General features: G+C 70.5%; 17 protein-coding genes. 10 read left to right on the top strand and 7 right to left on the bottom strand.

Annotated features, from left to right (window positions below; genetic code table 11):
• Nucleotides 1-23: 23 nt before the first annotated feature.
• The gene (locus P1K31_RS12530; RefSeq protein ID WP_276303660.1) at nt 24-707 is read right to left on the bottom strand and encodes a helix-turn-helix domain-containing protein; all 684 of its coding nucleotides are present in this window, start codon (nt 705-707) and stop codon (nt 24-26) included.
• Nucleotides 708-854: 147 nt separating this feature from the next.
• The gene (locus tag P1K31_RS12525; RefSeq protein WP_276303659.1) at nt 855-1,862 is read right to left on the bottom strand and encodes a metallophosphoesterase family protein; all 1,008 of its coding nucleotides are present in this window, start codon (nt 1,860-1,862) and stop codon (nt 855-857) included.
• 238 nt (nt 1,863-2,100) lie between these two features.
• On the opposite strand from P1K31_RS12525, the gene P1K31_RS12520 reads away from it, so the two are divergent.
• The 5 genes from P1K31_RS12520 to P1K31_RS12500 all read left to right on the top strand — a co-directional run bounded on the left by P1K31_RS12520 (nt 2,101) and on the right by P1K31_RS12500 (nt 5,766).
• Nucleotides 2,101-2,802, top strand: a complete 702-nt coding sequence (locus P1K31_RS12520) for a helix-turn-helix domain-containing protein (protein ID WP_276303658.1) — start codon at nt 2,101-2,103, stop codon at nt 2,800-2,802.
• Between the two features lie 80 nt (nt 2,803-2,882).
• Nucleotides 2,883-3,086 (top strand): hypothetical protein, encoded by a 204-nt coding sequence (locus P1K31_RS12515; RefSeq protein ID WP_276303657.1) that lies wholly within the window; start codon nt 2,883-2,885, stop codon nt 3,084-3,086.
• A gap of 199 nt (nt 3,087-3,285) precedes the next feature.
• The gene (locus P1K31_RS12510; protein WP_276303656.1) at nt 3,286-4,260 is read left to right on the top strand and encodes an ABC transporter ATP-binding protein; all 975 of its coding nucleotides are present in this window, start codon (nt 3,286-3,288) and stop codon (nt 4,258-4,260) included.
• Nucleotides 4,253-5,041 (top strand): ABC transporter permease, encoded by a 789-nt coding sequence (locus P1K31_RS12505; protein ID WP_276303655.1) that lies wholly within the window; start codon nt 4,253-4,255, stop codon nt 5,039-5,041. The genes P1K31_RS12510 and P1K31_RS12505 overlap by 8 nt, the downstream gene beginning before the upstream one ends.
• Nucleotides 5,038-5,766 (top strand): TetR/AcrR family transcriptional regulator, encoded by a 729-nt coding sequence (locus tag P1K31_RS12500; protein ID WP_276303654.1) that lies wholly within the window; start codon nt 5,038-5,040, stop codon nt 5,764-5,766. Before P1K31_RS12505 ends, P1K31_RS12500 begins: the two co-directional genes overlap by 4 nt.
• Here P1K31_RS12500 and P1K31_RS12495 read toward each other — a convergent pair.
• The 4 genes from P1K31_RS12495 to P1K31_RS12480 form a co-directional block, all read right to left on the bottom strand.
• Nucleotides 5,759-5,938 (bottom strand): hypothetical protein, encoded by a 180-nt coding sequence (locus P1K31_RS12495; protein ID WP_276303653.1) that lies wholly within the window; start codon nt 5,936-5,938, stop codon nt 5,759-5,761. The genes P1K31_RS12500 and P1K31_RS12495 overlap by 8 nt on opposite strands.
• 86 nt (nt 5,939-6,024) lie before the next feature.
• Nucleotides 6,025-6,609: a DUF8054 family protein gene (locus tag P1K31_RS12490; protein WP_276303652.1), complete on the bottom strand. Its 585-nt coding sequence runs from the start codon at nt 6,607-6,609 to the stop codon at nt 6,025-6,027.
• A complete protein-coding gene (locus P1K31_RS12485; protein WP_276303651.1) occupies nt 6,606-7,373 on the bottom strand; it encodes a nucleotide-binding protein in 768 nt (255 codons plus the stop codon). Before P1K31_RS12485 ends, P1K31_RS12490 begins: the two co-directional genes overlap by 4 nt.
• Nucleotides 7,374-7,475: 102 nt before the next feature.
• Nucleotides 7,476-9,008 (bottom strand): cobyric acid synthase, encoded by a 1,533-nt coding sequence (locus P1K31_RS12480; protein WP_276303650.1) that lies wholly within the window; start codon nt 9,006-9,008, stop codon nt 7,476-7,478.
• Nucleotides 9,009-9,198: 190 nt separating this feature from the next.
• Here P1K31_RS12480 and P1K31_RS12475 point away from each other — a divergent pair, with 190 nt between their 5' ends.
• On the top strand, nt 9,199-9,759 hold the full coding sequence (locus P1K31_RS12475; RefSeq protein ID WP_276303649.1) for a DoxX family protein: 561 nt from the start codon (nt 9,199-9,201) through the stop codon (nt 9,757-9,759).
• 91 nt (nt 9,760-9,850) lie between these two features.
• Here P1K31_RS12475 and P1K31_RS12470 read toward each other — a convergent pair whose 3' ends face one another.
• Nucleotides 9,851-10,549 carry a cob(I)yrinic acid a,c-diamide adenosyltransferase gene (locus P1K31_RS12470; protein WP_276303648.1) on the bottom strand — a complete coding sequence of 233 codons (699 nt, stop codon included), beginning with the start codon at nt 10,547-10,549 and terminating at the stop codon, nt 9,851-9,853.
• Between the two features lie 139 nt (nt 10,550-10,688).
• On the opposite strand from P1K31_RS12470, the gene P1K31_RS12465 reads away from it, so the two are divergent.
• From P1K31_RS12465 to P1K31_RS12450, 4 genes are all read left to right on the top strand, one after another.
• A complete protein-coding gene (locus P1K31_RS12465) occupies nt 10,689-10,832 on the top strand; it encodes a hypothetical protein (protein WP_276303647.1) in 144 nt (47 codons plus the stop codon).
• 262 nt (nt 10,833-11,094) lie between these two features.
• Nucleotides 11,095-11,244, top strand: coding sequence for a DUF7512 family protein (locus P1K31_RS12460; protein WP_438268321.1), 150 nt, complete (start codon nt 11,095-11,097; stop codon nt 11,242-11,244).
• A gap of 1 nt (nt 11,245) precedes the next feature.
• The gene (locus P1K31_RS12455) at nt 11,246-12,241 is read left to right on the top strand and encodes a sulfite exporter TauE/SafE family protein (protein WP_276303645.1); all 996 of its coding nucleotides are present in this window, start codon (nt 11,246-11,248) and stop codon (nt 12,239-12,241) included.
• A 124-nt stretch (nt 12,242-12,365) separates the two neighbouring features.
• Nucleotides 12,366-12,767, top strand: a complete 402-nt coding sequence (locus tag P1K31_RS12450; RefSeq protein WP_276303644.1) for a helix-turn-helix domain-containing protein — start codon at nt 12,366-12,368, stop codon at nt 12,765-12,767.
• Nucleotides 12,768-12,785: the final 18 nt, after the last annotated feature.

The following is a 12,785-nucleotide window of genomic DNA, read 5'->3' as shown; positions in this document are numbered from 1 at the left end:
CGTCGACGGACGAGCCGCTTCCCCTACGCGACGCCCGACTCGTCGAAGAACAGGACCTCGCGGACGAGCACCTCGTGTCCGCGCCGCAGGCGTTCCGAGAGCGCCTGGTGGGAGACGTCGAGCTCGTCGGCGAGCTCCGAGAGGCTGATCCGCCTCGGGACGTCGAAGTAGCCGCGCTCGCAGGCGGCGCGCAGCGCCTCGCGCTGCTCGTCCGTGAGGTCGTCGATGCGGTAGGGCGACCGCGTGAGGTCGCCCACGTTCTCGTTCCCGTCGGCGAGCGTGTGGACGTGCTCGATCTCCATCGAGGGGCCGTACCGCGAGCAGCGTTCGAACGCCTCGGAGAACGCCTCCCGGCTCGAAAACACCAGCCGCAGGTGCCACACGGCGTCGGTCGCCGTGGCGCTCGTGACGGAGCCGCCGCGCGTGAGCGTCCGGAACGCCGCGTCCACCCCGGGCGCCCAGTCGAAGTCGTAGAGCCATCCGCCGTCGAACGAGGTGAGCAGCGACCAGCGCTCGACGCTCACGTCGGCGTCGAGCGCCGTCTCGAGCTCCCACCGGTCGTCAACCACCGCGTGCAGCAGGGAGAGCTCCGCGTACTCACACAGGACGAGCGGCTTGCACTCGAACCTGAGGTCGGGGACCGTCGCGAGACTCTCGTGAAGTGCCAGCTCCTCCGTCGGTACCCGGACGCTGGCGATGGTCGCCATGGTTGTTCTGTCATACGGCGGGGGATAGTAAACCGTGCGGCCCGGCCTATGTATTTGAGCCGCAATCTCGCGAACTCCGCGAGTCGGACGTCCGCCAGTCGGGACACTGACGAACGCGAGTCGGTCCCGGCTCCGTGGCCCGGCCGATCAGCGGTGGAGGGGGAGTCCGGTACGGGACTCGGTCGGGGTCGATCCGGCGCGGGGGTCGATGCCTGCCTCGTCGACGAGGGGGAACGCGTCGAAGTAGCCGCCCTCCGCGTTCTCGAGGAGCGTTCCGTCGCGCGCACCGTCACGCGCGGCGTGGTCGACCGCCTCCCGGGCTCCCGCCTCGTCGGCCAGCGGGACCAGCGAGACGGAGGTCCCCCCGGGGGAGACGTCGAACAGGAGGTAGGCCGGCGGGAACGAACAGCCCGCGGGGGTGGTGAGGTGGGACACCCCGTCGACCCGCGCGGCGGCGGGCCAGTGGACGTGCCCCGAGACGACGAGGTCCACGTCGTTGCGCGCGAGCGCCGCGTTGACGGCGGCGGCGTTCGCCAGTTGCAGGTGGTCGGAGTCGGAGAACGTCGGGACGTGCTCGCGGATCGAGAAGATCGGGTGGTGGAGGACGACGACGGTGGGGCGGTCCGGTTCGACGGTCGCGTCGAGCCACTCGATCTGGTCGTCGCTGATCCGACCGCCGTGGGTGTCCTCCAGCGATCCGTCGGGGGCGGCGGCGCTGTTGAGGCCGATCACGTCCACGCCGCCGAAGCGGGTGCGGAAGGGGAGCGATCCGGGGGTGTAGGACTCGACGAACGCGTCGAGCGCGGGCGTCTCGTGAGGATCGAACGACTTCGGAACGTCGTGGTTGCCGGGGACGGCGACGTACGGGACGGCGAGTTCGTCGAGCAGGGAGTCGACGGCGGCGAATTCCGCCGGAGACCCGTCCTTCGTGAGGTCGCCGGCGAAGACGACGCCGTCGAGGCCGAGGCGGTTCGCGTCCGCGACGGCCGTGGCGAGCCTCGACTCCGTACGGTGAAACACCTTCCACGTGCCCGTCTCCTCGGAGGAGACATGGACGTCGGACACGACGGCGAGCGTTACCCCGTCTGCGGTCGGTCGCGCGAACCGAGCGAGGACTCGGTCGCGCTCGGAGGCGAACGTCGGTTGCGTTTCCACGCATAACGATAGAAGGCCGATTTACTATAAACACAGCGCATTTTATATATAGTGAGATACGTAGACACGGACAGGGGTGACTCGGAGTTCCGGGCGGTCGCATGAGCGTCAGCGAACGCGATCAGGGAGCGACCGGCAGGAGCGACGGCAATCGCAGTCGCTCCCGGCAAAACAACCGGACGCGACGACGAAAGCGTTTTTTGTCACGGACGATATCGACAGACGAGACAAGGGTCCCATGATCGACATCACCCTCGACATGGAGCAGTACGACTGCCCGTTCATCGACGCGAGCGACGAGTGTGCGGCGTCCTTCTCCGCGTCGCAGTGGGAGTTCGACCGCCGGACGGACTGCCTCGAGACGCGGATGATCGCCGAGGGGGCGGACAGGGACGCGCTCGACAACGCCCTCGAGGTCCTGCGGACGCACCCGCACCTCCACGAGTACGAGTTGCTCTCGCGGCGCGGCGCGGCCGCGCACATCCGCACGACCATCGACGAGACGGCGGCGATGCACACCATCCGCGAGTCCGGGGGTTACGTCACGGGGCCGTTCCACATCGAGGACGGAAGCGAACTCTGGCACGTCGGGTTCGACCGGGAGGACGGCGCGAACGGGACGCTCTCCCGGTTGGAGCGGGACAACGAGTTCGACGTCGTCTCGCGGCGGAGCGTCGAACTGGCCGACCTCCGGGGGTTCGTTCGGAACGCGACGGCGGCGATGACGCTCATCGAGGGCTGTCGCGACCTCTCTCCGACCGAGCGCCGGACGCTCGAGGTCGCCGTGAACGAGGGCTACTTCGAGAGCCCCCGCGGCGCGACCCTCGGAACGCTCGCCGAGCGCTTCGACGTCTCGAAGCCCGCCGTCTCGAAGACGCTACGTCGCGGGCAGTCGAAGACCATCTCGCGGATCACGGAGGCGCTCGAAGCGCTGGAGTGACGACCCCCGCGCCGGCGGCTACTTTCACTTTCACCGCGCGCATGGCTGACGTTCAAGTCCGTTCCCGCGAACCGACAGGTATGGACATCGACGTCGTCAGGACGCGTGCAACGGGCGAGAACGGTCCCGCACAGACGTCCGACCGGTCGGACAGTCGCCGCGCGATCGACATCTCCGACGTGCCCGCCACGCGCCTCGAGGAGTACGCTCGAACCGCCGTCGACCACGACCGCGTCCACCTCGAACACCGGGGCGGTCGCACCTTCCTCGTCGCCGACGACTGATCGCCGTGGCGGCGCCGGGGACGCGCCGCCGTACCCCATCCTCCCGTACTCCGTCGAATCGTACCACGGCCTACCGCCCGGTCGCCTCGGCGGTGCGTCCGCTCCGAACTCACCGCCGAGGCGCGCGTTCGGAGCGTCTATGAATACAAAAACAGTTCGTTCAAATATTCATAACCCGTAACACGCGCGTGAGCCGACGATGACCGCCATCGAGACGAGGGGGTTGACGAAGTACTACGGCGACGTCCGGGGCATCGAGGACCTCTCGCTGACCGTCGAGCGCGGCGAGGTGTTCGGCTTCCTGGGACCCAACGGGGCCGGGAAGACCACCACGATCCGCACCCTGCTCGGGTTCCTCTCCCCGACCGCCGGCGAGGGGCGCGTCCTCGGGCGCGACGTCACCGACGAGCGCGCCCTGCTCGAGGCCAAGCGGCGCATCGGCTACCTGCCGAGCGATCCCGGCTTCGACGAGGGCGTCACCGGTCGGGAGTTCGTCGCGTACCACGCGTCGCTGAAGGGCGACGAGCGCAGCGAGGAACTGATCGAACTGTTCGACGTGCCCGTCGATCGGAAGATACGCGAGTACTCGCGGGGGAACAGGCAGAAGGTGGCCATCGTCCAGGCGTTCATGCACGAGCCGGAGCTGGTGATCATGGACGAGCCCACCTCCGGGCTGGATCCGCTCGTGCAGGAGCGGTTCAACGGCCTCCTCCGCGAGGAGCGCGACCGCGGCGTGACGCTGTTCACCTCCTCGCACGTCCTGAGCGAGGTGCGGAAGGTCTGCGATCGCGTGGGCATCGTCCGCGACGGGCGGCTCGTCGCCCTGGAGGACGTGGAGGCGCTGCTCGACCGCAGCGGCAAGCGCGTCCGCGTCCAGGTGGCGGAGTCCGTCGCGCCCGACGACTTCGCCCTGCCGGGCGTTCACGACCTCCGCGTCGACGACTGGGTGCGCTTCACCTACACCGGCCCCTACGACGCCCTGCTCGAACGGCTCCTCGACTACACCGTCGTCGACCTCGACATCGAGGAAGCGCCGCTCGAGGACGCCTTCATGCGCTTCTACGGCGACGAGGGCGGCGGTAAGGGGGACGACGGTAAGGGGGACGGTGGGGACGGCGGGGCCGCCATCGAGGAGGGGGACGACGGCGCGACGACGGGGTCGACCGATGTTTGAGATCGTCGCCTACGAGGGGCGACGGCGGATCCGCGGGACGATCGCGCTCGTCGTCGCGCTGGGGCTGTTCGCGGCGCTCTACATCGGCCTGTTTCCCTCCGTCTCCGCGGGCTTCGACTTCGAGCAGTACGCCGAGAGCCTGCCGCCCGCGATCAGGAACGCGTTCGGCATCACCGCACTCGGCACCATCGAGGGGTACCTCTCGACGCAGCTCTACCGCTTCGTGTGGACCATCCTCCTCGGCCTCTACTTCGCGTACGCGGCGGGGTCGCTGATCGCGGGCGACATCGAGCGCGACCGGCTCGAACTCCTGCTCGCGACGCCCGTCTCCCGCGCCCGCGTCGTCGTCGAGAAGTTCTGTGCGCTGCTGGTTCCCCTCCTCGGCCTCTCCGCCGCGGCACCGGTGATGGTGTACGCCATGACGGTGCTCATCGACGATCCAGTCCCGCTCGCCGACCTCGTGACGGTCACCCTGCTCGCGATCCCCTACCTCCTCGCGTGCGCGGCCGTCGGGTTGCTCCTCTCCGTCCTGGTCAGCCGGGCGGACCTCGCCCAGCGCGGCGCGATGGCGGTCGTCTTCGGCCTGTTCACGCTCGACTCGGTCGTCGCCGACACCGACGTGGAGTGGCTCGGTCGGGTCAGTCCGACGCACTACTTCGACCCGTCGGCCGTACTCGTCGAGGGCGAGGTACCCCTCGCCGACCCGCTCGTCCTGCTCGCGGCGACGGCCGCCCTCCTCGCCCTCTCGGCGCTGTGGTTCCGACGGAGGGACGTCCCGTGACCGGGCGCGGGTTCAGCGAGGACGAGCGCGAGCGCGTCGCCGCCGAGATCCGCGAGGCGGGCCGCGAGTGCTTCGCCCGCTACGGCCTCGATAAGACGACCATCGCCGACCTCACCGAACCGGCTGGGATCGCGAACAGCACGTTCTACCGGTTCTTCGAGTCGAAGGAGGCGCTGTACGTCGAGATACTGCGCGAGGAGGGCGAGGAGATCGCGGCGCGCACGCTCGCCCCCTTCGAGGAGACGGCCGACCCGGAGACCGCCATCCGACGCTTCCTGCGGCTGATCGTCGGGGAGATCGAGACGAACCCGCTCACGCGCCGGTTGCTCGTCGGCGGCGAACTGGACCGCATCAGGGCCTCGCTCACCGAGGCCGAGCGCGAGGCGCTGCGCGAGGAGAAACTCGCGTTCGTCGTTCCGCACCTCGCCCGCTGGTTCGAGGAGGGTCGCCTGCGCGGGCCCGATCCCGAGACCGTCGCCGGGGCGATCCGCGCCGCCACGTTCGTCACCCTCCACCGCGAGGACCTCGGCGAGGAGCGCTACCCCGCGGTGCGTGATCTGCTCGTCGAGAGCGTGGCGGCGGGCCTCGTCAGAGACGTGGCGGGGGGATCGAACGCGGGAGGGAAGGCTGACACGCGCGGGGAGGCCGACGCGGGTGGGAGTAGGAGGACTGACGCGGGTGGGAGGACTGACGCGGAGGAGGGGTCGGACGCGGACGCTACATGATGGACCGTTCGTCGGACCCGATGCGGTCCTCGTCGAGCACCGCGATGAGGTTCGCGTAGGGGACGAACGCGATGAACTCCTCCGCGTCCGTGTAGAGTTCGACCCCGTGATCGCGCTCCTGATACTGACTGCACTCGATGTCCCCGTCCGGCAGGATGGCACGGTACGCCATACCCACCCATCGGGTCTCGACGCACTTGAACGTACCACCGAAGGCTCGGCGGCCGCCGTCCGCGACGATCCGCTCCGCGCGACGATCTACCCCGACGGATCGCCGCCTCCAGTCCCCGAGTCGAGGTGTCCCGCGAGTCCCCACTCGGCGGCCCGCCGCTCGGCCTCGGCGCGGGCCTCCTCGCGGATGGCGTCGATGCGCGCCTCGTCCTCGAGGAACGCCTCGAGCGCGTCGAGGCCGTCCCCGCCCTCGTCGAGCCGATCCGCCGGCGCTCGCTCGCGCGTCCGGTCGACGAGCGACGGGTCGCCGGCGAGTCGCTCCGCGGGCATGCCCGGCGGGACGCGCACCTCGGGGGTGTCGTGCGCCTCGCGGAGGTGTCGCGGCGCGAGTTCGTACAGGTCGAGGCGACAGGGACCGCAGGGCGCGAGGTCCGCGAGCGCCCGCGGCCCGCCCGCGTCGGTGCCGACGTGGTAGGCGAGCACCGGCACGCCGTCCTCGAACGTCAGGACGGCGCGGTCGTCCTCGTCGAGCAGGAGCGTCTCCTGGGGAACGAGCACGGCGTACCCGGTCAGCGCTCGCGAGAGCGCGTCCGCGAGGACGACGTCGACGCCCTCGACCACCCGCGAGCGGACGAGGCGGCCCCGCGGGATCGAGAGCGCGTCGACGCTCATGGCGGGTCGGGGATGACGGCGCTGCGGAAGCGGGCGGCCACGTCGTCCGCGTCCCCGGTCCGCACGTCGAGCGCCCGGGCCGCCTCGCGGAACGCGCGGGCCGCCGGGGCGTCGGGCGCGTGCGCGAGCAGGGGCTTGCCCGCGCGCCTGGCCGCCCCCGCCGCGTCGCTCTCCGGCACGGTACCGAGCGTCGGACCCTCGAAGTAGCGCTCGGCCTTCGACGCGATCCGATCGATCGCGCCGTCGTCGCGCACGCGGTTGAACAGCACCCCGGCCGTCCCCGTGCCGTAGGAGCGGGCGTACTCCTGGACCTTCAGCGCGTCCGACAGCGAAGGGATGGTCGGCTGGAGGACGACGACGATCCGATCGGCGAGCACCACGGGCAACACGGCGCTCCTGCTCCCCAGCGCGGCGGGCGAGTCGAGCAGGAGGACGTCGGCGTCGCTCGCCAGGTCCGCGACGACCTCGCGCAGGCGGATCGGATCGGCCTCCCGGAAGGCCGCGAGGCTCGTCCCGCAGGGGACGACGCGCATCCCGAAGCGGTCGTACGTCGCGCGCTCGACCGGCGCGGCCCCGAGCAGCACGTCGTGCAGCGTCGTGTCGGCGTCGTCGAGCCCCGTGTGAAAGAGCAGATTCGCCATCCCCGTGTCGGCGTCGACGACCGTCACGTCGTGCTCCTCGGCGAGCGCCATGCCGAGCGCGAGCGTGCTCGTCGTCTTCCCCGTGCCGCCCTTGCCGCTGGCGACCGCGAACGCCTCGACCATTACCGTCCCTGGGCGCTCGATACTATCTAAACCTTGAGGTTCACTCCTGGCGAGGAGTCGCCGCGAGGAGCGGGTCGAGCGTCCCGTCCCCATCGAGGAGGACTAGGCCGGCGCGGAGGACGAGGGGAGCGAGAGCGCCTCCAGATCGACGTGTTCGCGGACGAGGGCCGCGGCGCGGTCGTACGGCGAGTCGGCCGCCCGCCCCGCCGGGCGCTCGAGTCCCGCGTGCGCGAAGACCGCGTCGAGGAACGCCTCGCGCGCGCTCCGGTTCTCGAACAGCCCGTGGAGGTACGTGCCGAACACGCGGTCGGTCGCCGCACCCTCGGCTCCGCGCTCCCCCTCCGCGGGAAACGGCCGTTCGATCGGCGCTCGCGGCCGCGTCCGACCCATGTGGATCTCGTACCCCGTCACCGGACCCGACGCGCCGTCGAGCGGCCCGCACCCCGTAAGGGTACGCGTCACCGGTTCGACCCGCTTCGCCCTCTCGAATCGGGTCTCGACCGGGAGGAGCCCGAAGCCGTCGAGGTCGTCCGCGTCGCCCGTCCCCTCGACGCTCGCGTTCGCGAGCCGTTCGCCGAGCAGTTGATAGCCGCCGCAGAGCCCGACCACGGGGCCGTCGAAGGCGGCGAGGCGGTCGTCGAAGCCCGCCGCGCGGAGCGCGAGCAGGTCGTCCACGGTGTTCTTCGTCCCCGGGAGCACGAGCGCGTCCGCGCCGTCGAGCGGCGCGTCGAGCGGGAGGTAGGCGACCCGGACGCCCGGTTCCCGCGCGAGCGGGTCGAGATCGGTGAAGTTCGAGATGCGCGGGAGCCGGGGGACGGCGACCGTGACCGCGCGGTCGTCGGGGACGCCGTCGTCCTCGCCGCGAACCGCCGCCCCGCCCCCCGCCGGGAGCGAGACGCTGTCCTCCTCGGGGAGGCCGGGGTCGTCGTACGGGAGGACGCCGAGGACCGGCACGCCGAAGCGGTCCTCGAAGGCCTCGACGCCGGGATCGAGCAGCGAGCGGTCGCCGCGGAACTTCGTGATCACGCAGCCGGCGACGCGCTCGCGGAGGTCGTCGGGCATCAGTTCGAGGGTGCCCGCGAGGCTGGCGAAGACGCCGCCGCGCTCGATGTCGGCGACGAGGACGATCTCCGCGCTCCCCGACCCGCGGTCCGCGAACCGCGCCGTCTCGACGTTGGCGAGGTCGCGGTGGTGGAGGTTGATCTCGGCGACGCTGCCCGCGCCCTCCGCGACGACCACGTCGTGGTCGGCGGCCAGCCGTCGCCAGGACGCCTCGGCCGCGGCGCGGGCGCGCTCCCAGTGCTCCTCGTAGTAGTCGCCCGCGGCGAAGTGACCGACCGCGCGTCCGTCGATCACCAGCTGCGACTCGCCCCCGCCGCGCGGTTTGAGGAGGACGGGGTTGTGGTCGGTCGTGGCGGGGATCCGGGCGGCCCGCGCCTGCACGTACTGCGAGACGCCGATCTCGCCGAACCCGCCGTCGGGCGTCGCGACCGCGCGGGCGTTGTTCGACATGTTCTGGGCCTTGAACGGCGCGACGCGCACGCCGGCGTCGGCGAGGACGCGACACAGGCCGGCGGCGACGGTCGACTTTCCGGCGTGGGAGGCGGTCCCCGCGATCAGGTACGTGCGAGCCATCAGTCGGCGTCCCCCCCGCGCGGTCGAAGCGCGACACCGGCGACGAGGGGCGTCCGTGCGCGTGACATGTTCGGGACGTGGGCGGCCGTCGGCCTGAACCTGTCGGGGGCGCTTCGATTCTACGGAACTGGGAACCGGCGTCCGGGTATATCGGAGTGGGGGGACTATCCTCATCCGTAAGGTGAGAACAATGACCCAAACGACCGCGAACCGGTTCGAGACCCGCCTCGGCGGCGTGACCGTCACGGGCCGCGCGCACAGTCTCAGCGCGTGGTTCGTCCTCGCGCTCCGGCTCATGATAGGCTACGCGTTCCTCCACTCGGGGTGGACGAAGATAGCCGCCGCCGAGCCGTTCGGCGCACAGGGCTACCTCCTGAACGTCGCCGCCACCAACGGCAACCCGCTCGAAGGGCTGTTCTACTGGATGGGCACCACCGACTGGTTCGTCGCGTTCGCGAACCTCGCCGTCCCGTGGGGCGAGCTACTCATCGGCCTCGGGCTCATCGTGGGCGCGCTGACCCGTCTCGCGGCGTTCTTCGGCGCGCTGATGATGCTCACGTTCTACTTCGGGAACTGGGACGTCGCCCACGGCCTGGTCAACGGCGACCTCGCCTACATGCTCGTGTTCCTGACCGTGGCCGCCCTCGGCGCGGGCCGCATCCTCGGCCTCGACGCGCTCATCGAGCGCTACGAGATCGACGGCGAGGCGCTCATCGAGCGCTACCCCGCGCTCGAATACGTCCTCGGCTAGTTCCCGGGGGACTCCGGGATCGCCTCCCCCGCTCTCCGCTTCCCTCTCCTCTCTTCTCCCTCCCGTTCCTCCGCTGTGACCGATCCGGCCGTCAGTACTCCGTCCCCTTCCGGGCGCGCTGCCCGGCGTCGATGGGGTGTCTCTCCTTCGCGACGCGCGTCACGAGGTCGGCGCGCTCTGCGAGGTAGTCCGGTCGCGCGTGGCTCCCGGTGAGGACGAGTTCGAGCGCGTCCGGCTTCGACTCGACGAGTTCGACGACCGCCTCGGGCGAGACGAGGCCGCGGTCGGCGGCGTAGAGCAGTTCGTCCAGGATCAGCATGTTGACCCCCGCCTCCGGCGGCCCGTCGGGGTCGAGCGGCCGCGAGAGGTCGGCGTCGCGGGCCGCCTCGACGAGGTCGGTCGCGCGCGCGAGGCCCGCTCGCGCCTCGCGCTCGTGGTCCTCGTCCGCGCTCCCGTCGTTCATCGCGTGCCAGCCGTAGTGACCCGCGTTCTCGTAGGAGAACCCGGGAAGGGCGGCGATGGCGTTGTACTCGCCGCGGACGGCCTCGACGCTCGACGCGCCACCCTTCATGAACTGGAGCAGGTGAACGCGGTAGCCGTGGCCGACCGCGCGCATCCCCATCCCGAGGGCGGCGGTCGTCTTCCCCTTCCCGTCGCCCCACCAGACCTGCACCAGGCCGAACTCTTCGGGGGCGGCGGGGTCAATGGTCCGTGCTTCGGGCGTGACGCCCCGTCCGGGGGTGGCGTCGAGCCGCGCGTCGCGGGCGTCGGTGTCCGGGTCGTCGGTCATGATCGTTCGGGTTCGAGAGGGTACGGTGAGGGTCGGGATGAGAGTACCGACTGCCCCCGCCGCGTAACGGAGCGGATAACCGTGACTGTCGTCGGTTACGAATCGCGTAACTATGCCCGACCGCGGCCTTCGACGCGTCGTGTCTCCGATCGTCTCCGTCCGCTGTCCGAACTGTACCGCGGTCGTGGAGGCCGAACCCGACGACGCCGGAGCGAAGCGCCGCCTCCGGGGACGGGAGGTCGGCTGCGACTGCGGCCACCGGATCGACCTCTACTACTACTGAGCGCGGGCCACGGCCGGTTGCGTCCGCGTCGCGACCGCGTCCGTCCGGAGCGCGGCCGGTGCGTTCGTGACGGTCACGCCGTCGGACCGCTTCCGGCCGGGTAGCCACCGATAACCTGTGGATCTTCATGCGTAGGATACGGGGATATAGTATTGTGTAGTTGACCCAAAACCGTTAATACGAGCAGCCGGCTAGCCGGTGACGGAGAGGAAAGCATGATTCGCACACGATCGCTGCGACGGCCGACGGAATGGAACTGACGATGCTCGGGTCGGAGCCGCTCGCCGGGTTCGTACAGGCCGCGACGCCGGTCGGACTGGTACTCGTCGAATCCCTGGTACTGTACGTCGGATACGGTGGACTGTCCCGGTTCGCGGGCCCGCACGTGAAGGAAGCGCTGGTACGCGAGTGAGATGTCGGTCGAGTTGTTCGGCGTGAGCGCCGTCGCGTTCGCGCTGTTCGTCGGGTTCGGGACGCTCATCGGCGTCCTGTTCGGCTTCTTCGGGATGGGCGGGTCGTTCCTCGTGACGCCCGCGCTCCTCGCGATGGGGTATCCGTCGAGGGTCGCCGTCGGGAGCGGGCTCGCGTTCGTCTTCGGAACGTCGGTCATCGGGGCGCTGCGCCACCGGGATCTGGGACAGGTCGACTACGGACTCGCGGCGCTCATGACCGTCAGCGTCACCGCGGGGATCGAGGTCGGAAAGCGGGGCGTGCTGTGGCTCGAAGCGCTCGGCCTGGCGGACGCCGTCGTCTCCGGCGCGTACGTCGTCCTGCTGACGCTCGTCGGCGCGTTCGTCGTGCGCGACTCGCGATCCCGGCGGACGGACGAACGCGAGCCCGAGGGGCCGAAGGGACTGTTCGAGAGCGTCTCGATCCCGCCGACGATGTCTCTCACCGGCGGCCCGGCGGTATCGGTCTGGGTGATCCTCGCGATCGGCACCGTCGTCGGCGTGCTCGCGGGGTTCCTCGGCGTCGGCGGGGGGTTCCTGCTGATGCCCGCGATGACGTACGGGTTCGGCGTCCCCGCCGCGGTCGCGGTCGGAACCGACATCCTCCAGATCACGGTGTCGGGGGCCGTCGGCAGCTTCCTCTACGCGCAGTCCGGCGGCGTCGACCTCGGCGTCGTCGCCCCCCTGCTCGTCGGCAGCGCCTTCGGTGCCCGGATCGGCTCGGCCGCGACGCGGCTCGTCGACGAGGAGGGGATCACGGGCTACTTCGGCGCGATGCTCCTGCTCGGCGCGCTCGCGGTCGCCGTCCGCCAGGTCGGCGTCGCCTACGGCATCGACGGCCTCGACGCAGTGAGCCTCGCCATCATCGTCGTGGCCGCGCTGCTCGTGAGCGGGGCCGTCGTCTACAGCAGCGTCGCCGCGCTCCGCGACGAACGGACGTCCGCGCCGTCGGCGGACTGAACGGGCTGCCCGCGGCGGCACACCGTCGATCCGGGGCGGCTCACCGGTTCCGGCCCGCCGGTGTGCGCGGTCGTGCATACACTGCACAACCCTTTTCAGGGCCCGATACCTACCTCGAGCCGAGATGGCAGACTCGATGAGCGAGTACCTCAAGCAGGACATGGAGTGCGAGGGCTTGCTCGAGTGCATTCACGGGCTGAAAGACCTGGACAAGGAGGTCTTTCGCGTCCTCGTCGAGAGCGACGGCTCCCTCACCGTCGACGAGGTGGCCGACAGGGTCGACCGCGAGCGCTCTACCGCCTACCGGTCGATCCAGCGGCTCCTGCAGACGGGGTTCGTCCAGAAGGACCAGGTGAACTACGAGCAGGGCGGCTACTACCACGTCTACCGGCCGACCGACCCTGACGCGATCGCGGACGACATGCAGCGGCTGCTCAACGACTGGTACGCGAAGATGGGTCAGCTCATCGGCGAGTTCCGCCGGAAGTACGACGAGACGGCCGCCTCCCCGCCCGTCGAGCAGTAGCGGAGACGGATCGATGAA

Source organism: Halomarina halobia, from assembly GCF_029338575.1.
GTDB lineage: Archaea > Halobacteriota > Halobacteria > Halobacteriales > Haloarculaceae > Halomarina > Halomarina halobia.
This window is presented reverse-complemented; position numbering and strand designations above follow the sequence as displayed.

Excerpts from the sequence above, each read along its gene's own strand:
- P1K31_RS12530 (WP_276303660.1), bottom strand. The coding sequence starts at position 707 with ATGGCGACCATCGCCAGCGTCCGGGTACCGACGGAGGAGCTGGCACTT.
- P1K31_RS12520 (WP_276303658.1), top strand. The coding sequence starts at position 2,101 with ATGATCGACATCACCCTCGACATGGAGCAGTACGACTGCCCGTTCATC.
- P1K31_RS12515 (WP_276303657.1), top strand. The coding sequence starts at position 2,883 with ATGGACATCGACGTCGTCAGGACGCGTGCAACGGGCGAGAACGGTCCC.
- P1K31_RS12510 (WP_276303656.1), top strand. The coding sequence starts at position 3,286 with ATGACCGCCATCGAGACGAGGGGGTTGACGAAGTACTACGGCGACGTC.
- P1K31_RS12505 (WP_276303655.1), top strand. The coding sequence starts at position 4,253 with ATGTTTGAGATCGTCGCCTACGAGGGGCGACGGCGGATCCGCGGGACG.
- P1K31_RS12495 (WP_276303653.1), bottom strand. The coding sequence starts at position 5,938 with ATGGCGTACCGTGCCATCCTGCCGGACGGGGACATCGAGTGCAGTCAG.
- P1K31_RS12490 (WP_276303652.1), bottom strand. The coding sequence starts at position 6,609 with ATGAGCGTCGACGCGCTCTCGATCCCGCGGGGCCGCCTCGTCCGCTCG.
- P1K31_RS12485 (WP_276303651.1), bottom strand. The coding sequence starts at position 7,373 with ATGGTCGAGGCGTTCGCGGTCGCCAGCGGCAAGGGCGGCACGGGGAAG.
- P1K31_RS12480 (WP_276303650.1), bottom strand. The coding sequence starts at position 9,008 with ATGGCTCGCACGTACCTGATCGCGGGGACCGCCTCCCACGCCGGAAAG.
- P1K31_RS12475 (WP_276303649.1), top strand. The coding sequence starts at position 9,199 with ATGACCCAAACGACCGCGAACCGGTTCGAGACCCGCCTCGGCGGCGTG.
- P1K31_RS12470 (WP_276303648.1), bottom strand. The coding sequence starts at position 10,549 with ATGACCGACGACCCGGACACCGACGCCCGCGACGCGCGGCTCGACGCC.
- P1K31_RS12460 (WP_438268321.1), top strand. The coding sequence starts at position 11,095 with ATGCTCGGGTCGGAGCCGCTCGCCGGGTTCGTACAGGCCGCGACGCCG.
- P1K31_RS12455 (WP_276303645.1), top strand. The coding sequence starts at position 11,246 with ATGTCGGTCGAGTTGTTCGGCGTGAGCGCCGTCGCGTTCGCGCTGTTC.
- P1K31_RS12450 (WP_276303644.1), top strand. The coding sequence starts at position 12,366 with ATGGCAGACTCGATGAGCGAGTACCTCAAGCAGGACATGGAGTGCGAG.